This window comes from Kribbella sindirgiensis, from assembly GCF_004331435.1.
Taxonomy (GTDB): Bacteria; Actinomycetota; Actinomycetes; order Propionibacteriales; family Kribbellaceae; genus Kribbella; species Kribbella sindirgiensis.
Genome location: NZ_SJKA01000001.1, coordinates 455610 through 474555, shown reverse-complemented (window position 1 = coordinate 474555; position 18946 = coordinate 455610). Strand labels below are relative to the sequence as shown.

General features: G+C 68.8%; 21 protein-coding genes. 13 read left to right on the top strand and 8 right to left on the bottom strand.

The genetic code is table 11. The features are described from left to right. The first annotated feature begins 49 nt into the window (after positions 1-49). Entirely contained in the window at positions 50-817 is a 768-nt protein-coding gene (locus E0H50_RS02380) for an SDR family NAD(P)-dependent oxidoreductase (protein WP_131284236.1), read from the top strand. Between the two features lie 4 nt (positions 818-821). Here E0H50_RS02380 and E0H50_RS02375 read toward each other — a convergent pair whose 3' ends face one another. Then, positions 822-2339, bottom strand: a complete 1518-nt coding sequence (locus E0H50_RS02375) for an LCP family protein (RefSeq protein ID WP_131284234.1) — start codon at positions 2337-2339, stop codon at positions 822-824. A 36-nt stretch (positions 2340-2375) separates the two neighbouring features. On the opposite strand from E0H50_RS02375, the gene E0H50_RS02370 reads away from it, so the two are divergent. After that, positions 2376-2873: a GNAT family N-acetyltransferase gene (locus E0H50_RS02370; protein ID WP_238150722.1), complete on the top strand. Its 498-nt coding sequence runs from the start codon at positions 2376-2378 to the stop codon at positions 2871-2873. Positions 2874-2964: 91 nt separating this feature from the next. Next, positions 2965-3741, top strand: a complete 777-nt coding sequence (locus tag E0H50_RS02365) for a DUF3152 domain-containing protein (protein ID WP_131284232.1) — start codon at positions 2965-2967, stop codon at positions 3739-3741. Here the strand turns inward: E0H50_RS02365 and E0H50_RS02360 are convergent. Together E0H50_RS02360 and E0H50_RS02355 are read right to left on the bottom strand one after the other, a co-directional pair. Beyond that, positions 3732-4097, bottom strand: a complete 366-nt coding sequence (locus E0H50_RS02360; protein WP_131284230.1) for a VOC family protein — start codon at positions 4095-4097, stop codon at positions 3732-3734. The two genes, E0H50_RS02365 and E0H50_RS02360, sit on opposite strands and share 10 nt — an antisense overlap. Before the next feature lie 69 nt (positions 4098-4166). Continuing rightward, positions 4167-4802 carry a MarR family transcriptional regulator gene (locus E0H50_RS02355; protein WP_238150721.1) on the bottom strand — a complete coding sequence of 212 codons (636 nt, stop codon included), beginning with the start codon at positions 4800-4802 and terminating at the stop codon, positions 4167-4169. 95 nt (positions 4803-4897) lie between these two features. On the opposite strand from E0H50_RS02355, the gene E0H50_RS02350 reads away from it, so the two are divergent. Together E0H50_RS02350 and E0H50_RS02345 are read left to right on the top strand one after the other, a co-directional pair. Beyond that, on the top strand, positions 4898-5653 hold the full coding sequence (locus E0H50_RS02350) for an SDR family NAD(P)-dependent oxidoreductase (RefSeq protein WP_131284228.1): 756 nt from the start codon (positions 4898-4900) through the stop codon (positions 5651-5653). Between the two features lie 204 nt (positions 5654-5857). Then, on the top strand, positions 5858-6088 hold the full coding sequence (locus E0H50_RS02345; protein WP_131284226.1) for a hypothetical protein: 231 nt from the start codon (positions 5858-5860) through the stop codon (positions 6086-6088). Between the two features lie 243 nt (positions 6089-6331). On the opposite strand, the gene E0H50_RS02340 is transcribed toward E0H50_RS02345, so the two are convergent. Beyond that, entirely contained in the window at positions 6332-6688 is a 357-nt protein-coding gene (locus E0H50_RS02340) for a VOC family protein (RefSeq protein WP_238150720.1), read from the bottom strand. Positions 6689-6778: 90 nt separating this feature from the next. Between E0H50_RS02340 and E0H50_RS02335 the strand changes: the two genes are divergently transcribed. After that, positions 6779-7228 (top strand): YdeI/OmpD-associated family protein, encoded by a 450-nt coding sequence (locus E0H50_RS02335; RefSeq protein WP_131284224.1) that lies wholly within the window; start codon positions 6779-6781, stop codon positions 7226-7228. A gap of 29 nt (positions 7229-7257) precedes the next feature. Here the strand turns inward: E0H50_RS02335 and E0H50_RS02330 are convergent, their stop codons facing one another. Together E0H50_RS02330 and E0H50_RS02325 are read right to left on the bottom strand one after the other, a co-directional pair. Next, positions 7258-7773 carry a M23 family metallopeptidase gene (locus tag E0H50_RS02330; RefSeq protein ID WP_131284222.1) on the bottom strand — a complete coding sequence of 172 codons (516 nt, stop codon included), beginning with the start codon at positions 7771-7773 and terminating at the stop codon, positions 7258-7260. 296 nt (positions 7774-8069) lie between these two features. Further along, on the bottom strand, positions 8070-8660 hold the full coding sequence (locus tag E0H50_RS02325; protein ID WP_131284220.1) for a hypothetical protein: 591 nt from the start codon (positions 8658-8660) through the stop codon (positions 8070-8072). A 220-nt stretch (positions 8661-8880) separates the two neighbouring features. Here E0H50_RS02325 and E0H50_RS02320 point away from each other — a divergent pair, with 220 nt between their 5' ends. Together E0H50_RS02320 and E0H50_RS02315 are read left to right on the top strand one after the other, a co-directional pair. After that, positions 8881-10611: a PHP domain-containing protein gene (locus tag E0H50_RS02320; RefSeq protein ID WP_131284218.1), complete on the top strand. Its 1731-nt coding sequence runs from the start codon at positions 8881-8883 to the stop codon at positions 10609-10611. Further along, positions 10608-11180, top strand: a complete 573-nt coding sequence (locus E0H50_RS02315) for a hypothetical protein (protein ID WP_131284216.1) — start codon at positions 10608-10610, stop codon at positions 11178-11180. Before E0H50_RS02320 ends, E0H50_RS02315 begins: the two co-directional genes overlap by 4 nt. A gap of 179 nt (positions 11181-11359) precedes the next feature. Here the strand turns inward: E0H50_RS02315 and E0H50_RS02310 are convergent, their stop codons facing one another. Further along, complete coding sequence (locus tag E0H50_RS02310; protein ID WP_131284214.1) at positions 11360-13606, bottom strand: HelD family protein; 2247 nt, start codon at positions 13604-13606, stop codon at positions 11360-11362. A 114-nt stretch (positions 13607-13720) separates the two neighbouring features. On the opposite strand from E0H50_RS02310, the gene E0H50_RS02305 reads away from it, so the two are divergent. The 4 genes from E0H50_RS02305 (at position 13721) to E0H50_RS02290 (ending at position 16867) form a co-directional block, all read left to right on the top strand. After that, complete coding sequence (locus E0H50_RS02305) at positions 13721-14833, top strand: M4 family metallopeptidase (RefSeq protein ID WP_131284211.1); 1113 nt, start codon at positions 13721-13723, stop codon at positions 14831-14833. Then, positions 14830-15216 (top strand): hypothetical protein, encoded by a 387-nt coding sequence (locus E0H50_RS02300; RefSeq protein WP_131284209.1) that lies wholly within the window; start codon positions 14830-14832, stop codon positions 15214-15216. The genes E0H50_RS02305 and E0H50_RS02300 overlap by 4 nt, the downstream gene beginning before the upstream one ends. Before the next feature lie 73 nt (positions 15217-15289). Next, the gene (locus tag E0H50_RS02295; protein ID WP_131284207.1) at positions 15290-15817 is read left to right on the top strand and encodes an NADPH-dependent FMN reductase; all 528 of its coding nucleotides are present in this window, start codon (positions 15290-15292) and stop codon (positions 15815-15817) included. A gap of 30 nt (positions 15818-15847) precedes the next feature. Further along, on the top strand, positions 15848-16867 hold the full coding sequence (locus tag E0H50_RS02290) for an LLM class flavin-dependent oxidoreductase (RefSeq protein WP_238150719.1): 1020 nt from the start codon (positions 15848-15850) through the stop codon (positions 16865-16867). A 117-nt stretch (positions 16868-16984) separates the two neighbouring features. Here the strand turns inward: E0H50_RS02290 and E0H50_RS02285 are convergent, their stop codons facing one another. Next, complete coding sequence (locus E0H50_RS02285) at positions 16985-17482, bottom strand: Lrp/AsnC family transcriptional regulator (protein WP_131284203.1); 498 nt, start codon at positions 17480-17482, stop codon at positions 16985-16987. A 135-nt stretch (positions 17483-17617) separates the two neighbouring features. Between E0H50_RS02285 and E0H50_RS02280 the strand changes: the two genes are divergently transcribed. Continuing rightward, complete coding sequence (locus tag E0H50_RS02280; RefSeq protein ID WP_131284201.1) at positions 17618-18772, top strand: trans-sulfuration enzyme family protein; 1155 nt, start codon at positions 17618-17620, stop codon at positions 18770-18772. The last annotated feature ends 174 nt before the right edge of the window (positions 18773-18946 follow it).

The window sequence follows — 18946 nt, the reverse complement described above, 5'->3', positions numbered from 1 at the left end:
CTTGCTCAGACTAGGGTCGTTCTCGACTGTCTAGGTTGAGGAGACGTTGGTGACTGGTCGGTTGGCGAACGAGGTTGTGCTGGTGACGGGTGCCGCCCGGGGGATCGGGCGGGCTGTCGCGGTCAAGGCGGCGGAGGAGGGCGCGGCGGTCGCGCTCGTCGACATCCTGACCGACGAACTGACCGCGACGACCGCGGAACTGGCCGGGACCGGCGCGACGGTGGCCGCGGCCGTCGGCGACATCACCGACGAGGTGTCGGTCCGCCAGGCCGTCGGCAAGCTGACCGACGACCTCGGCCGGCAGATCACCGTGCTGGTGAACAACGCCGGCAAGAACTCGTACGCCGACCCGGCGAAGATGTCCGTGTCCGAGTGGGACGACGTGTTCGACGTCGACCTGAAGGGCGCGTTCCTGATGTCCCGCCAGGTGCTGCAGCCGATGATCGACGCCCGGCACGGCGCGATCGTCAACATCGCCTCGATCCACTCGAAGCTGACCACGGCCGGCATGTTCCCGTACGCCGCCGCGAAGTCGGGACTGGTCGGCATGACCCGCTCGCTCGCCCTGGACGTCGCGCAGTACGACGTCCGGGTGAACGCGGTCAGCCCCGGCTACATCTCCACCGACCTGCTCGAGGAGTTCTTCGACACCATCCCCGGCGAACGCGAGAAGGCACTCGGCGTCCACCCGCTCGGCCGGATCGGTACGCCGGAGAACGTCGCCGAGGTGGTCTGCTTCCTCGCGTCCCCGGCGGCCGCCTTCGTCACCGGCGCCAACTGGGCCGTCGACGGCGGCCTCGGCGTCCGCTACGCCTAGAGCTCTAACCAGGCATACCGGGGTTGTAGGCGCAGGCGGAGGTCAGGTCGTCCGCGGCCGGCTTGGGCGTGGTCTTCGGCTGGGTCGCGGTGGACGGCCGGGGTGAGCTGACCTTGCGGGGGATCGGCGTCGTCCGGGCGGCAGGGTTCAGCGCCTTGGCCACGATCTCGCGCATCCCGGCGTAGTTCGGGTTGCGGCCGGTTGGGAAGTTCTTCTTCTTGTCGAGGTCGACGTTGGTGATCTTCGCCGTCTTCACCCGCGCTCCCAGCGTCGCGAACGCACCCAGCTGGTTCCGCGGGATGTCGGTGCGGATCAGTTTCTCGCCGGCCTTCGCGATCGCGTCGTAGTTGGTCAGCACGTTCTGCGGGGTGGCGCGTTCGACGATCGCCTTGATCGTGCAGCGCTGCCGGGCCTGGCGGGCGAGGTCCGCGGTCGGGACCTTGTACCGGCCGCGCGCGAACCAGAGCGCGTCGGTGCCGTTCAGCTGCCGGTTCGGTCCGGGCTCGAGGTACCGGCTCGGCGGAATCTTCTTGTCGTCGTTGCCGCCGACCGGGACCGGGTAGTTGATGTTCACCGTGATCCCGCCGAGCGCCTCGACCAGCTGCGCGAACCCGGCCAGGTTGATCTGCACGTAGTAGTGGATCTGCAGCCCCAGCGCCTCGCCGACCGACACCTTCAGGATGTCCGCGCCCTCGTTGTCCGACGGGCCGACACAGCCCGGACACAGCTTCGGGATGTTGCGGTACATCGCGTCCAGGTAGAACTCCGGTTGCTCCTCGTCGCCGTTCGGATCCCAGAACCCGGTCGGAAACTTCTTGTGCAGCGGCGAGTTCTCCGGGAACGGCATCCGCATGAAGTTCCGGGTCAGCGAGATCAGCGAGGTGTTGCCGGTCTTGGTATCGATACTCGCGACCATCACGGTGTCGGTCCGGGTGCCGCCGCGGCCCTCGCCGTCGTCCGCGCCGAGCAGCAGGATGTTCAACCGCGGCAACTGCTGCCAGATGTCCTTCTTCGCACTGATCGTCGGCCGCGTCCGGCTCTTCGTCTCGTCGCCCCCGAAGACCTTCGTCACCAGGTTCCGCTGGGCCATCAACGTCTGCGCACCGGTCGCCGTACTCACCGTCATCGCGAAGCAGATCACGCCGATCACCAGCGCCCCGAGCATCCGCGATCCCGGGCCGACGGTCAGCGGACGGAGCATCTTGTACGACGTGACCAGGACGACGATCCACACGAGTCCGATCACCGCCAGGCCGATGATCATCCAGTTCAGCAACGTCGGATTCAGCGCCCACGAGATCACCGCGTCCCGTTTGCGCAGTCCGACGTACGCCGCGCCGCCGTACAGCGCGAGGCTCAGCACGACCAGCGTCGAACCGAGTTTGGTCCGGCGCGCGACGAGGTACGCCGTACCGGGTAGCAGCACGCCCAGGACCGCGATCGCCAGCGCCGCGAGAGCGGACCGTCGGCGGGGACTCGGCCGACGTGCCCGGGTACCGCGCGTCGCTCTGCTCGGGGCCATGACTCCTACGATTCACTGACCCGGCAAAAAGTTGGCATGATCGACCAAGTGACCGACATTCAGGTACGACGAGCGGGAGCCGCTGACGCGGAGTCGCTGGTCCGCTTACGGGGATTGATGATCTCGTCGATGGGCACCGATATCGGCGGACCGGACGCCCCGTGGCGGGTGACCGCGCTCAAGTGGTTCACCGAGCAGTTGGCGTCGCCGGACACGTTCGCGGCGTACGTCGTCGACGACCCGAGCGCCGGCGTGGTCGCGGGCGCGACCGGCAACGTGTACGCGCACCCGCCGGGCCCGAACGACCTGACCACCGTTCGCGGCCACCTGTACAACGTCAGCACCGAACCGGACTTCCGGCGCCGCGGTCTGGCGCGGGCGTGCGTGGGTGCGTTGATGGAGTGGTTCCGGGATGAGACCGGCGTCGGCCAGGTCGAGTTGCACGCGACCGACGACGGCATCGACCTCTACCGCAGCCTCGGCTTCACCGAAGCGAAGTACCCGACCCTGCGTTTCCGGACCACCCGGGCGTAGCACTGTTCGTGTCGGAGGCGGGTTTCGGGGCACAGTGGCAAGGAGGGAGTGAGAACGCGCCCGCCCGGGCGTGCTGGGAGGAGCTCACCGGATGCGTCGCAAGACCGTTGTCGTCGCGATCGCAGTCGTGGTCGCGGGCGGAGTGCTGCTGCCTGCGGGCCGGCACGGGTACTCGGGGCGTGGCGTCGTACCGGCGTCGGTGCAGTCGGACCAGCCTGCCCAGCCCGCTCGGTCGGCGGGACGATCTGTGGTCTCGCAGCGGCCTCCGGAGGCGATCTCCTACCCCGTCGCGGGGACGCGGTCGTACGCCGTACTGCCCGGGGATCCCGCGGTGATCGGGCGGGCGGGGAAGCTGATGCGGTTCCAGATCGCGATCGAGGGCGGAATCACCGGGATCGACCGCGCCGGGTTCGCGCGGTTCGTGCGGGCGACGTACGGCGGGGCCCAGGGGTGGGCGTCCCGCGGGCTGTGGCGGTTCCAGCAGGTAGGGCCGGGGACGAGCCCCGATTTCACCTCGATGCTGGTCACGCCCACGACGCGGGACCTGCTCTGCGGCGCGGGGCCGGACCGGTACACGAGCTGCCGGATGGGGAACCGGGTCGTGCTGAACGTCGCGCGGTGGGTGCACGGCGTACGGAACTACGCCGCGCCGCTGACGACGTACCGGCAGTACATGGTCAACCACGAGACCGGCCACCGGCTCGGCCGCGGCCACGAGCTGTGCCCGGGCCCTGGCCGACCGGCGCCGGTCATGCAACAGCAAACCCTCGGCCTGCACGGCTGCACCGCGTACGCCTGGCCCTACCTGAACGGCACGCGCTACAGCGGCCGCCTAGGTCAGTACGACGACCCGGTCCCTCACTCCTGAATGATCGACAGCACGTTCCCCGCCGGATCCTTGAACCAGGCAATCAACGGACCCGGTCCACGGTTGATCCCGAGCTCGTCCTGCTCGTCGATGTACCGCTCGAACGTGATGCCCTGCGCGGTCAGCTCCCGCACCGTCGCCTCGACATCGTCGACCGGGAAGTTGAGCACGGTGTACTCCGCCGGCACGTGATTGTCCTTCGGATAGACGAGAACCGTGTTCCCGCCGCCTGTCCGCAGGTGCAACAACTCGTTCTCCTCGTGGACGTGGATCCCCAGCGTCGCGCCGTAGAACTCCTTCGCCCGCGCCAGGTCATCCACCGAGAACCCACTGAACGCCTTGCTGTCCTTCAACATCTGATGCCTCCCGATCGACTCGACACCTGCTACGTCGAGACCGCCGGGCCGTTTTCGACACGCCTCGGGTCAGTTGTGCAGGACCTGCGGCAGGGTCGGGTTCACTGCGGCCGCCACCGAGGCGGACTCGAGGCCGTCGGCGACGGTGTGCAGGAGGCGGACCAGATGAGCCGCGTCGGTCGGGCCGAGGATGCCGGTGACGACGTCCAGAACCCGGACGGTGAGGCCGTCGAGCTGGGAGAGACGGGCCTGACCCGTCGACGTGACGATCAGCCCCGGCGTGGTCCGGACCATCCCGAGCGCTTCCAGGTCGGCGATCGCCAGCTCCGCCTCACCGGGCGTGATACCCACCTGCTTCGCGACCTCGTGCGCCGTGGTGCGGCCGTTCGCGATCGCGCTCAGCACCAGAGCGGCCGGCATCTTGATCCCGATCGCTTCCTGCAGACCGAGGATCAGCGGATGCGCGTGACCACGCACGCGTTCCACCGCGTCGAGCAGCCGGAGCGCGTCGCCGATGTCACTGATCAGGTGCTCGGTCTGGACGGCCGCGATCCCCGTCGGACCAGGCCGCACGGGAGACGGTACGACGCCGCCGATGACCCGCTCGGGCACCACGAGGGCGTTCGCCACGACCGGCTCGTCCTTGGATCCCCTCTCCGTGGATCCGTTGCTCAGCGGCCTGATACCAGCGTCTTCGATGGTCACGTCCCCCAGCGTACGGAGCCGTTCTGACAGGTTCGGCGTGTCTTTCCTGAGGAATCCCTGTGAATCTCATGACATCACTGATCTACGCTCCGCCCATGCGGAAACGAGTTCTGGTGATCGGTGGCGGTGGAGGCGGGATCGGTCGCGCGACGACCGACGCCTTCGGCAACGAAGGGGCCGCGGTGATGGTCGCGGACCTCGATCCACACCGTGCGGCCGAAGCCGCCGACGCGGTCCGGGCGGCCGGAGGTACGGCGTACCCGATCGCCGGTGACGTCCGCTCGGCGGCCGGCGTCGAGGCGATGGTCGCGGGCGCGGTCGAGCAGCTCGGCGGACTCGACGTACTCGTCACCGTCGTCGGCGGGCAGGTCGCGTTCGTGCCCGCGGTGAAGCTGCACGAGATGGCCGACGAGGACTGGGACACGATCTACGAGGTCAACCTCCGGTACGTCGTCCGCGCGGTCCGGGCCGCGCTCCGCGTCTTCCTCGACCAGGGCACCGGCGGCGCGATCGTCAGCGTCGGATCCGTCACGGGGTTCATGGCCGCGCCCGAACAGGCGGCGTACGGCGTGATGAAGGCCGGTCTGCTCAGCCTGGCGCGCACGGTCGCCGCCGAGTACGCGCGGGACGGGATCCGGATGAACGTCGCCGCGGCCGGCGCGATCGCGACGGCCGTCGCCAACGCAGTAGTCGACGCCGAGGTCGTCGAGGAGATCCCGGTCGGCCGGTTCGGACGTTCCGAGGAGGTGGCCCGGGCGGTGGTCTACCTGGCCTCCGACGCGGCGTCGTACATCACCGGACAGCAGCTCGTGCTGGACGGCGGCGTCTCCGTGCGCGGCCCGTTCGGGTAATCGAACACAGTGGCGAAAGAATTGGATCCTGGCGGGTCCGAAAAAGTTCTGTGGGTCGGCCAGAAATTCCGGATCCGGGCGTGACCTCGGCTCGGCGTCCTCCGTTGGAAGTGACGTGACGGTGAACACAACACGGCGCACCGGCACCGCGCTCGCCCGCGTTTTCCAGGCCGTCCACCCTCGATGTATCAGCCAGGAGGACCAGTGACAACCGCCACCGCCACCCAGACCATTTCGCGTCGTCGCGTGCGTGTCTGGTTCGGTGAGCACGTGATCGCCGACTACAACGCCGAGCCGGCGTTGGCCGAGCGGTACGCAGACGCCATGAGCCGTCGGTTCGCCGGACTTCGGGTCACCAACGACCCGATGCCCGCCGTCGACAAGCTCCCCGACCCCCTGCCCGGCGAGCGCATGTGGGACGTAGCGCCCCGCTGAGAAAACCTCCGGTCCCTTCCGCGTTCCGTACTCACCAGACAACCCACGCGGAACGTCGCCAGGTCGAGTCGCCTCACCTCGACCACCCGAAGGAACCGGTGCAGTGCTCTTCCAAGAGCACGCGGCGGCAAGCGAGTGCGGGCGTTCTGCCCCTCGCTTGCCGCCGATTTCTCCCCTGTAAATGCGCCTGACGAAAACAAACCACGTTCGCACCGGATCCCCCAGCTCCGGTGCGAACGTTTTTCACTTCTGCGCGTAGTACTCCGGTTTCATCTGGATGAGCTGGACGTAATTACCGTCCGGGTCGATCAGCGTCGCGAACCAGCCGATGCCACGGTCCTCCGGGTGCACCAGCCAGTCGACGTCGAGCGTCCGCAGGTGCGCGGCCGCCGCCTGGATGTCGTCGACGGCGAAGTTCACGATGTGCCGTCCCGGTTCGGCGTTCTTGGCCGCGACGTCGTCGCGCTGCTCGATCACCAGACCGAACCCGCCGAGGTCGAGGTTCCCGTACCCGTCGACCTCCGCCCGGAACCCGTCCCGGTACCACGCCTTCAACCGCTCCGCGTCCGTACTGCCGAGCAACATGCTGTTGAGAATCACGATCTGTCCTCTCCGCCTGACTCTGACCTCGGTACGTCGGAACGGCCTGTCGGCTCTCGACATGACCTGCTCGGCTCGGATGATGAACAGATGAAGTTCACCGCCGAACTGCTGTCCACCGGCAAGAACACCGCCGGCTTCGAGGTGCCCGACACGGTCGTGGAGTCGCTCGGTGGCGGCGGCCGGCCGAAGGTCAGCGTCACGGTCAACGGGTACACGTTCCGTACGTCGATCGCGCGGATGGGCGGCCGGTACCTGCTCGGGTTCAGCGCGGACCGCCGTACCGAGGCCGGCGTGACGCCCGGCGACGTCCTCGAGGTCGACGTCGAACTCGACACCGCTCCGCGCGAACTCGAGATCCCCGAACCGCTGGCCACCGCTCTGGCCGCGGACCCGGACGCCAAGGCGTTCTGGGACACCCTCAGCTACAGCAACCGCCAGTGGCACACCCTCCAGGTGACCTCCGCGAAAACCGAAGCCACCCGCACCCGCCGCATCGAAAAGTCGATCACCGCCCTCCACGAGGGCCGCGCCCGCTGACTCACCTCCACGGGCGACCGTGCCGACGGTCAGCAGTACGAGCGGCAGCCGCGGTCTGCGCCGTACGCGCGGCGACTCGCGGCGACCAACGCCACGGGTGACAACTGCCCGCCCTCATGCCAGCTGTTCAAGAACCGCTGCGGCGCAACCGCCCCGCGCCGAACCCACCACCGGTTCGGCCCTGTCGGCCAACTGATCCCGAAGTGCAGGTGTGGCGGTGTCCCGCGCGCACTCCCCGTCTTCCCCGTCCGCCCAAGAGGCTGCCCCGCCCGCACCTCGACCCCCGGCGCGATCCCGGCCTGGATCGCCGACAGATGCGAGCCGTAGTACCGAACCCCGTCCACCCCTACCACCGAAACCGACAGGCCACCCCGGTCAGCCCCGCGATTGGTCCCCGGATCCCACGAGTCCACCCGCGTCACCTCGTCGACCCGCCCATCAACCGGCGCAACGAACAGACATCCGACCCGCGCGAAGATGTCCGACGCCGGATAGTCATGATGACTCTGCGAAGCGTCCGCCCGGCAACCACCGACGGGAAACACATACCGCGCTGATGGGTGCGAAGGCGCAGGGCTGGAAGGCCGCCTCGTCGGCGCAGGTTTGCTCGGGTATGGCGGAGTGCTTGGTCGCGCCTGCGCGGCCGGCGGCGTCGTGGTGCTCGTTGCCGCCGATGCGGTGGCCGGCTGCGGTCTGCGTGCCGGCTGTGGTGTCGATGCGGTTGATATCGGGTCGGCGGTAGGTGCACTGCGGTTGAAGCCGCCGGCTGCCGACAGCGCGAACAAGCCACCGCCGGTGACGACCACCAGCGCTGCGAGAAAGACCGCCCAGAGGCGCCGCGTCACGGATACCAGAACGCGTTGACTGCTGCAGACGAGTACACGGTTTCACACGGTATCCCGTTCTTGTCGGCATCCATCCGGTCCGGCATGCCGTAGTACCACCAATATCTGACTGCCTCCGCGTACGAGGCCTCCAGCGCGGCCAGGTCCCGGCAGTACAACCCGGCCGTCCAGTACACGACGCCGCTGATCTCGCGCCCGCCCCAGTACGCGGCGACGTCACTGCGGGGATATACCGTCTCGCACGGAATTCCGTTGCGGTCGGCATCCATCTGGTTCGGTTGACCGTGCAGTCGCCAGTAGTCGATCGCCGCAACGTAGCTGTATCCCTTGGCCTTCAGGTCCCGGCAGAACAACCCGGCCGGCAACGACCGGACATCTCCGACCGCCGGCGCCGAGTTCGACGTCCCCCTCACCGTGGGCTTCGGTACGACGGTCTTCGTGGTCACCGACACCGGCGCCGACGCGACCGGCGCAGAGGTCGCGACCGCTGTCGACGGCGAGTTGTCCGCCGCCCGTGGTGCCGGATCGTCCTTCGTCATCAGCACCACGAGCCAGGTCAGCAGCACCAGGATGACGCCGACCGCCACCCCTCCCAGGGCTGCCAGCGTCGTGTTACCGCGCTCGTTCCGCCGATGACAATGCGTGCGTGTATATGGTTCTCCATTCATGATTCCCCCCGCCAGCCATTGAAGCCCCGTCACTCTCCGTTGTCTACGGGGTGGGCCTGGTTCTGTTCATTCGGCGCACATCTGTTGGTCACAGGGGGCGGCGATGATCGCGCCGAATCCGCCTGGGAGAGGACTGTCGATGGGGCACTCGCACGATCACTCGCACGACCACCCGCACTCGCACGAGCACGACCATCACCACCCGAATGCCGAGTTGGATCTGGGGACGCTCGCGGCGTTGGACGAGTCGGTGCCGGACAGTGATCTGTCGCCGGCGGAGGTTTCGCGACGGGCGTTGTTGCGGTCGGCGGGGATTCTCGGGGGTACGGCTGCGCTGGCTGTGACCGGGGCTCAGTTCGCGGCGGCGACGGCGCCCAGGGACGGGTGGATCTTCCAGCACGGGAACCGGCCGACCGTGTGGCTGGCGGGTGATCACCACATTCACACGCAGCTGAGTTCCGACGGCCTGTACCGCGTCATCGACCAGGCCCGCCACGCCACGGCGTACGGGCTGGACTGGCTGGTCATCACGGACCACGGTGGCGCGACGCACGCGCGGATCGGGGTCGACCTGGTCAACCCGCAGATCAAGGCGGCGCGCGCCGAGCTGCGCGACACGCTGATCTTCCAGGGGCTGGAGTGGAACATCCCGGCCGCCGAGCACGGGACGGTCTTCGTCGCGCCGGGCAGTCGCGAGGTCGAGGTCCTGAAGCAGTTCGAGAACGGGTACGACGGCAGCGTGAACAACGCGGGCGCCAACTCGCCGGCCAACGAGGCGCTCGCGGTGTCCGGCATCCAGTGGCTCGGTCAGCAGGTCGACAAGCGCCGGGTCGCGGACGCTCTGTTCCTCGCCAACCACCCGGCGCGCAACGGCATCGACAGCCCGCACGAGATCCGCAACTGGCGCGACGCCGACCCGCGGATCGCGATCGGCTTCGAGGGCGCACCCGGTCATCAGGCCGGCGGCCTCCCGAAGGGCATCGGCGCGGGGAACGCCCGCGGTATCTACGGCAACGCACCGAACCCGAACTCGTTCCCCGGCTACCCGGCCGAGAGCTACCGCACCTGGGGCGGATTCGACTGGATGACCGCGACCGTCGGCGGCCTGTGGGACAGCCTGCTCGCCGAGGGCAAGCCGTGGTGGATCACCGCGAACTCCGACTCGCACGTGAACTGGAACGAGACCTCCCGCCGCCCGGACGGCTCCAGCCAGGAGCAGTTCGACCGCGACGGCCGGTACATGGATCCGGTGTACGGCAACACCGTCAACTCCACCGCGAGCGACTTCTGGCCGGGCTTCTACAGCCGCACCCACGTCGGCGCCGACCGCCGTGACTACCTCGCGGTGATGGAGGGCCTGCGCCACGGCCGCGTCTGGGTCGACCACGGCGCGCTGGTGAAGGGTGTCGAGGTCGAGGTCCGTGAGGTCGGCAAACGGTACGGCGAACCGCTCGGCGGCGCGCTGATCGTGCACAAGGGCCGGCCGATCGAACTCGTCGTACGGATCACGACGCAGACCGTCCCGAACTGGGCGAACTTCGTCCCGGCGCTCAACCGGGTCGACGTGATCCGGGGTTCGGTCACCGGGCCGGTCGGCGACAAGGACACGATGACCGCGCCGAACACCAGGGTCGTCAAGCAGTGGGACACCGCGGGCAAGCGCGGCACGTTCGAGCTGGTGTATCCGCTCGGTCGCGCCGAGGAAGCGCAGTACGTGCGGGTCCGTGGCACCGACGGGAACCGGAGCCAGCCCGGGTACCTCGGCGCGGTGGTCGACCCGGCCGGTCCGAAGCTCGACGTGGTCGGGGACGCGGATCCGTGGGTCGACCTGTGGTTCTACACCAACCCGATCTGGGTGCTGCCGAAGTGATCGTCGCGGTCGACGCCGACAGCTTGGACACGGCCGCGGCAGATCATCTGGTGTACGACCTGGTCGCTGCTGTCGACCAGCCGGTCGTCGCCCTCACCCACATGGTGTCGGGCGACGACCGTCCGCATGTCGCGGTGTCACTCACGAGTACGGCGGACCTCGCCGAGCCGATCCGCGCGATGGTTGCCGACCGCAACGTCGGGCTGGCGGTCACGCGCCCCGGCGCGTCCGAACCGGAGCTGGCCGGACCGAGCCGCCTGGTCCGCGGCGCGTACGTCGCGGCGGTCGAGGCGGCCCTCGGTACGGCGGGACGCGTGGTCCGCTGGCCCGGTCACGAGCAGGCGCACGGCGTACTGCCCGCTGCCGAACTCCGCGTCCGCTGCGGTATCGACCACCTGGAAGCGATCGGCGGCGTCCCGATCGCGGACGACACCTTGATCGACACGCTCGACTTCCTCCGCCCCCTCCGCCGCGACGGCCGCCTGATCCTCCAGGTCCAACCCTCCGCCGGCGCCCTCCTCATCCCCTTCGAACTCCAACACCAACAAAACTGCTGCGCCGACCACTAGCCCCCGAAGCCGTGATCGTTCAGCGACATCTTGTCGCGGGTGATCCCGCAACCGAGACAGAGCTGGTAGCGCTGCCCTTCCTCGTTCCGTTCGGTCTTCCACCTGTGTAGGTGGAGCCGACATCGAAGCGGCTTCTTCATCTCTCGACGGTAGGCGCGCGAGACAGTGCCGAACAGCCGTCAGTGGCGCGCTTCCCACGCGGACGAGTGCTCGAGGACTTCGGGTAGTTCGCCGACTACTCCTAGGCGTTGGGTGCAGCGGGTGAGGGAGACGTAGAGGTCGCGGAGGCCGCGGGGGGATTCGATGACGATGCCGTCGGGGTCGACGACCAGGACGGAGTCGAATTCGAGGCCTTTGGCTTCGCGGGCGGTGAGGACGGTGACGCCGGTCAGTCCGTCGACGGCCTCCTGGATCAGCTCGAGCCGGCTGCGGGACGTGATCACGCCGACCTCGCCGTACGCCGTCTCCTCCGCCGCCATCTTGTAGACGTACAAGGGCTGTTCGGCCGCCGGTACGTCGACGTGCCACGGTTTCACGCCCGTGGAGCGGACCGATTGCGGCGCCTGCGCCGACGGGTCGACCTCACGCAGTACGGCGTGCGCGAGCTCCATCACCTCGGCCGGCGTGCGGTAGTTCAGCGTCAGCTCCGCCAGCCGCCAACGATCGCCGAACGTCTCACCGAGCGCCGACGACCACGACGTACCGCCGCCGATCGAGCTTGTCTGCGCCACGTCGCCGACCACCGTCATCGATCGCAGCGGGCACCGCCGCGCGATCGCCCGCCACGCCATCGGCGACAACTCCTGCGCCTCGTCGACGATCACGTGACCGTACGTCCACCGCCGGTCCGCGGCCGCGCGATCCGCGAGCGTCCGGTCGTCCTCCGCCTCGAACCGCTCGGCGAACGCCTCGGCATCGAGAATGTCCTTCGCAGTAAGGATTTCCGCCTCGTCGTCCTCGTCGAAGTCCGTCGACCCCGAACCGGAGAGCACGTCCAAAGCCCCTTGTGCATAAGCGATCGCGCGCGCCCGCGCCGCCCGCTCACGCGCCGCCTCGGACCCGTCGTCACCGAGCAGCTCCGCCGCCTCGTCCAGCAGCGGTACGTCGGACTGACTCCAGTCGTCGCCGTACCGCAACAGGTGCTCGCGATCCAGCGCCGACAACTGCGGCGCCGCGGACGCGAGCCGGTCCTCGTCGCCGTACAGATCTTCCAGCAGCCGCTGCGGACTGAGCAACGGCCAGAGCCGTTCGAGCAGCGCCTGGACGGCGGGCTCCGCGAGCACCTCGCTGCGCAGTTCGGCGAGGTCGTACTCGTCGAGCAGTTGCTCACCGTCGAGTGGATCGGTGCCGATCAGTTCGGCGTACTGCGTGGTGAGGTGGTCGGTGATCTCGTTGAGGACGAACGGTCGCGCCTGATTGTGGGTGAGGTTGCGGTTGCGGACCCGCGCGTGGACTGTCTCGCACACGGAAGGGTCGAGGGTGAGCTCGGTGCGTTCGACGGTCGCGTGGACCGGGCGTTCGGGGAGCCACTGCCGATCGGCGACCGCCTTCGCGATCACGTCGGCCATCACCGTCCGGCCCTTCACCTCGGCGCTCTCCGGCGACTCGGGGCGGGTCGCGTGCACTCCGGGGAACAGTTCGGCGATCGTGACCAGTCGGACGCCGTCCTCACCGAGTGACGGGAGGACCTGGCCGATGAACCGCAGGAACGCCGCATTCGGCCCGACAACGAGAATTCCGCGCTTTTCCAGTTGTTCACGATGCGTGTACAACAGAAATGCCGCCCGATGCAGTGCGATTGCCGTCTTTCCGGTGCCCGGGCCGCCTTGGACGACCAGGATTCCGGGAAGTTCGGAGCGGATGATCCGGTCCTGATCGGCCTGGATCGTCTGCACGATCGACTCCATCCGGCCGGTCCGGCGGGCGTCCAGCGCCTTCAGCAGGACGGCCTCGCCGATCACGCCGGTGCCTGGTTTGGACGCGTCGGCGGCCTCTCGCCCGAGGTCGAGCTGCTCGTCCTGGACGTCGACCACGCGGCGTAGCCGGGTCTGGATGTGCCGGCGGCGGACGACGCCGTGGTTGGCCACCGCGGTCGCGATGTAGAACGGCCGCGCCGCCGGTGCACGCCAGTCCACCAGCAGGGGTTCGTAGTCGTCGTCGTGCAGGCCGATCCGGCCGAGATGCAGGATCTCGCCGTCGGCGGCGTCCAGGCGGCCGAAGTACAGACCCTCCTCGGCGGCGTTCAGCCGGGCCTGCCGGAGCTTGAGGTCACGGATCCGGCCGTCGCGCTGGTGCAGGGCCTGGGCGTTGCGGGTGTGGACCAGTTGCTCGTCGTCGGCGCGGGCGTCGGTGCGCTCCCGCTCGGCGTCCAGCGCCGCGTAGAACGTGATCAGGTTGGCCTGTTCGGTGTCGACTGGATTCGGCAATTCCTGTCCCTTGTGTTAAAATCCGTGCCGTTGGTTCAAGCCGCATTTCTGGAATTCTCCGAGCGGCAGCCACAAATCCTTGAGTTTATCCGGTGCCCGGGTTTTCCTGTAGTGGTGTTCCACGCCATCGTCCCGCCGTACCTGCTCGAGCAGCTCGAGCGATCCGCGGGTGACCCAGGAGTTCGGGCCCGGATCAGGCAGTCGTTGCAGCACGACGCCGTACTGCGAACGCGGCCCGCGGCCGGCCGGGAGCGGGTGACCGCGACTGACGGCGGCCGGCAGCGCAAGGTGTACGACGCGGAGAACGGGACCGACCTGCCCGGCACCCTGGTCCGCTCCGAGGGCGACGACCCGGTCAAGGATCAGGCGGCGAACCAGGCGTACGACGGCACCGGCGCGACCTGGACGTTGTACCAGGAGTGCTTCGGGCGCGACTCGATCGACGACGCCGGCCTGGTGCTCACCTCGACGGTGCACTACGACCGCGGGTACGCGAACGCGTTCTGGGACGGCGCCCAGATGGTGTTCGGCGACGGGGACGGCGAGATCTTCGGGAACTTCACGTCGGCGATCGATGTCACCGGCCACGAGTTGACGCACGGCGTCACGCAGTACACGGCGAACCTCACGTACGAGGGGCAGTCGGGCGCGCTGAACGAGAGCATGTCGGACGTGTTCGGGTCGCTCGCGAAGCAGTACGCGCTCGGCCAGAGTGCCGCCGACGCAGACTGGCTGATCGGGGCGGGACTGTTCCAGCCCGGTGTGCAAGGTGTCGCGCTGCGGTCGATGAGGGCGCCCGGGACGGCGTACGACGATCCGCGGTTGGGGAAGGATCCACAGCCGGCCGAGATGTCGGCGTACGTCGACACGCAGGACGACAACGGCGGCGTACACATCAATTCGGGGATCCCGAACCGCGCGTTCTACCTGGTCGCGGCGGAGCTCGGCGGGAACGCGTACGACGACGCGGGCAAGATCTGGTACGGCACGCTGACGTCGGGCAGCCTCTCGTCGGCGGCCGGCTTCAAGGAGTTCGCCGCCGTGACCCAGGCGGTGGCGCGTGAGCTCTACGGCGGCGAGTCGCCGCAACTCGCCGCGGTCACCAAGGCCTGGCAAACCGTCGGTGTCCTGGGAGACTCGACCTCACTGATGAACGCCGCCCAGACGAACCTCGAAACCAGCACCCCACCCGCCGCCCCGCCCGACCAGCCGTCGTCCGTCGAGTGAACACGAAGGCGTGGCTCTGGCCGGTCAACGCGGTCGGGATGCTGGTGATCGCGGTCGCCGCGATCCTGCAGCCGGTGACGATGCTGACGTGGCCCTGCGACGATCCGATGTGTGATCCGCACGGCTACGTGGCGATCTTCAGCGTCTTCCCGACGGCGTTCGTGGTGATCGTCGCGCTGATCGCCCTCGGCCTGCTGAACGGTCGCAGGCGGTCAGGGTTCGGTGTGGCGATCGGTGCCGCCGCGGCGTGTGCCGGAATGCTGGTGCTGTTCGGCGAGGTTCTGATCGGGGCGGTGCGCTGGCCGCTCGGGGCCGTGACGCTGGTGGTCGCGGGACTGGCGATCGAGGGGTTGCGGTCCGCACCCCTCCCCTCTCCTCTCTAATCCTTCCCTCCCTTCGTCCTTCCGATGAGACGGGTTGACCTCAAGTCCTGTTGAGGTATTAGCGTCGTTGGTCGTGACAGTTCATCCGCTCCGGCTCGTCGTGCTGACGCGCAACCTCGACGCCGGGCGGTTCGGGACGGCGGTCACGCGGTGGTTCGCGCGGGAGGTCGAGCGCGCTGACGAGTTCAAGCTCGACCTGATCGACCTGAGTGCGGTGCCGCTCGCCGAGTTGCCGCGGCGAATCGAGGACGCGGACGCCGTGATGATCGTCACGGCGGAGTACAACCACGCGTACCCGGGTGACGTGAAGACCGCGATCGACGCCGTACGCCGGCCTTGGTACGCGAAGCCGATCGGGTTCGTGGTGTACGGCGGGCGCTCGGGCGGACTGCGTGCGGCGGAGCAGCTGCGACTCGTCTTCGGCGAGCTGCACGCGGTGACGATCCGCGACAGCCTCGGTTTCCGCGAAGAGGATTTCACCGCCGACGGTGAGCCTGCCGACCCGACGACGTCAACGGCCGCCGCCGCCCTCCTCCGCCAACTCGCTTGGTGGGCCCGTTCGCTGCGCGACGCGCGCGCGGAGACGCCGTACCCGGAATAGGTTCTCGCCGGCGGTGGTTGGCAGTTGAACGTGACCGCCGAACCGATGCCCCTGTCTGTGCTCGACCTCTCGCCGGTGCCGGCGGGCACCCGGCCGTCGCAGGCCCTGCACGAGACGCTCGAACTGGCCCGCATCGCGGAGGCCGCCGGGTATCACCGGTTCTGGCTGGCGGAGCACCACAACATCCCCAGCGTGGCGAGCTCCACCCCTGAGGTGATGATCGCGGCGGTGGCGGCCGCGACGTCGACGATCCGGGTCGGATCCGGCGGGATCATGCTGCCGAACCACTCCCCGCTCAAGGTCGCCGAGACGTTCCGCGTCCTCGGCGGGCTGTACCCGGACCGCATCGACCTCGGCCTCGGGCGCGCACCCGGCACGGACCAGCGCACGGCGCTCGCGTTGCGCCGCAGCCGCGAAGCACTCGGCGCCGACGACTTCACCGAGCAGTACGCCGAACTCCGCGCGTACGCCGAAGGGTTCCCGGCGGGGCATCCGTTCGAGCCGATCAGCGCACAACCGGACGACGTACCGCTGCCGCCGGTGTGGATCCTCGGGTCCAGCACGTACGGCGGTCAAGCGGCCGCCGCGCTCGGTACCGGGTTCGCGTATGCCGGCCACTTCGGGACACTCGATCCGGCCGGCGTCATCTCGGCGTACAAGCGGGACTACCAGCGCTTCGAGCACGACGGCGGACCGCACGCGATCCTCGCGCTGGCCGCGATCGTCGGCGAGACCGAGGAACGTGCGCAGCAACTCGCCCGTGCGAACGCCCTCTCCATGCTCCGCCTCCGCACCGGCCGCCCGGGCCCGCTCCCGTCGCCCGAGGAAGCCGCTGCCTACCCGTGGTCGGAGGCGGAAGAGGCCGCCGTCGAGGAGTGGGCCGGCCTGGTGTCCGTCGGCACCGCCGACCAGGTGGCCGCCGACCTCCAGCGCCGCGCCGCCGCGGCCGGCGCCGACGAGCTCATCATCACCACCAACATCCACGACCCGGCAGAACGCCGCCGCTCGTTCGAGCTCCTCGCCCAGACCTGGGGCCTCAAGCCCCGCTGACACACACCCCGAGCGCACCCGCCACCCGCCCCCGGGCATTTCGTGGGTAGACGTCTGAGATGCAGGGTTTGCGGCCCGGATCTCGAACGCAAACCCTGCATCTCAGACGTCCACCCATCAGAGGTGGGTCGCCCGGACGTGTTCGAAGATGAGGCTCGTTTCCGCGTGGCTGACCGCTGGATCGGCGGTCAGGTGGTCGAGCACGAACTCCCGGAGCGCGTCCGGGGTCGCCGCGGAGACGTGCAGTAGGTAGTCGTTCGCGCCGCTGACATGGAACAGCGACAGCACTCCGGGGAGCCGGGGGACCTTCGTGCGGAAGCGGTCGATCTCGTCGCGGGAGTGCGCGCCGATGCGGATCGCGATCAGCGCCTGCAGCGGCTGACCCAGCGCGGCCAGGTCCACGTCCGCGTGGAAGCCGCGGATCACCCCACGTTCGCGCAGTGACCGCACGCGCGTGAGACACGTCGACGGCGCGATCCCGGTCGCCTCGGCGAGCGCGTTGTTCGCCATCCGCCCGTCGGCGGTCAGCAACCGGACCAGTTTCCGATCGACCTCGTCGAGCCCTTCGGGCACCGGCCTCGGAGCCGGTCCGGGGCTCCGACGATCCTTCGGCATGCCACCACTGTAGAGCTCATCCACAGAATCCACAGTGTGTGGATGAGCCTGTGGACGAATTTTCTTCGGAACTATTGCGTGACAATCGCAGAAGATTCCATCCTCACCTCCAGTCCACTTGGTGAGGAGGCAGCGATGACCCAGCTCGACACCCGGTCCGTCCACGCCGGCCGCGACGACCTGGCCGCTCTCGGCGTCCACGTCCCCCCGATCGACCTGTCCACCACCTATCCGCTCCCCGACGTCCACACCGGCGGAGCGTCGTACGACGAACTCGCGCAGGGCCGCGGTCCTGATGGCGGGAGCCTCGTCTACCAGCGCCTGTGGAACCCGAACGTCGCGCGCTTCGAGGACGCGCTCGCGGAACTGGAGCACACCGACGGCGCGGTCGCCTTCGGTTCCGGCATGGCCGCGCTCACCGCGTGTCTGCTCGCCACCGTCGCCGCGGGCCGTCCACACGTGGTCGCCGTACGGCCCCTGTACGGCGGCACCGACCACCTGTTGTCCACAGGCCTCCTGGGGACAACCGTCAGCTACGTCGAGCCGAGCGAGGTCGCCGGAGCGATCCGCCCGGACACCGGCCTGGTGATCGTCGAGACCCCGGCGAACCCGACCGTCGACCTCGTCGACATCGCGTACGTCGCGACCGCGGCCGGCGACGTACCGGTCCTGGTCGACAACACCTTCGCGACGCCGGTCCTGCAGCAACCGGCTCGGCACGGGGCGAGCCTGGTGTTGCACTCGGCGACCAAGTACCTCGGCGGTCATGGCGACGTTATGGGTGGCGTCGTCGCGGCCGGCGTGGAGTGGGTCGGCCGGCTTCGGCAGATCCGCGCAGTAACAGGTGGCCTGCTGCACCCGTTGGCGGCGTACGAACTGCACCGGGGACTGCAGACGCTGCCGGTTCGAGTACGGGCGCAGCAGGCAACCGCCATCAAGGTCGCGGACTGGCTGTCCGCGCAGCCGACCGTCGAGCGGGTCCACTACCCAGGCCTGACCGATCCGGCCGGTCTGATCGGACGGCAGCAGGCGGGACCGGGCGCGGTGCTCGCGTTCACGCTCAGCGGCGGGTACGAGGCCGCATCCCGGGTGGCGAGCGGCCTGAAGCTGATCACGCACGCCGTCTCGCTGGGAGGTGTCGACACCCTCATCCAGCACCCGGCCGCCCTGACCCATCGCCTGGTCGCGTCGGAGGCCAAGCCGACGGATGCCCTGCTCCGCCTCAGCCTCGGCCTGGAAGACCCCGAAGACCTAACCGCCGACCTGGCCCAAGCCCTAACCCTCGCCTGAAACGCTCTTTGAGCACGCACCAACCACATCGCGACCGCGAAAGTGGTTGGTGCGTGCTCAAAGACGGATTCTGCTGCGGGCAGAACGCGGCGGGGAGTCTGCTCAGGGCAGATTCGGAGCGGTGGACCTTCGTGGGGTGGCACACTCGGTACAGGAGATCCGGAGGCGAGGAGG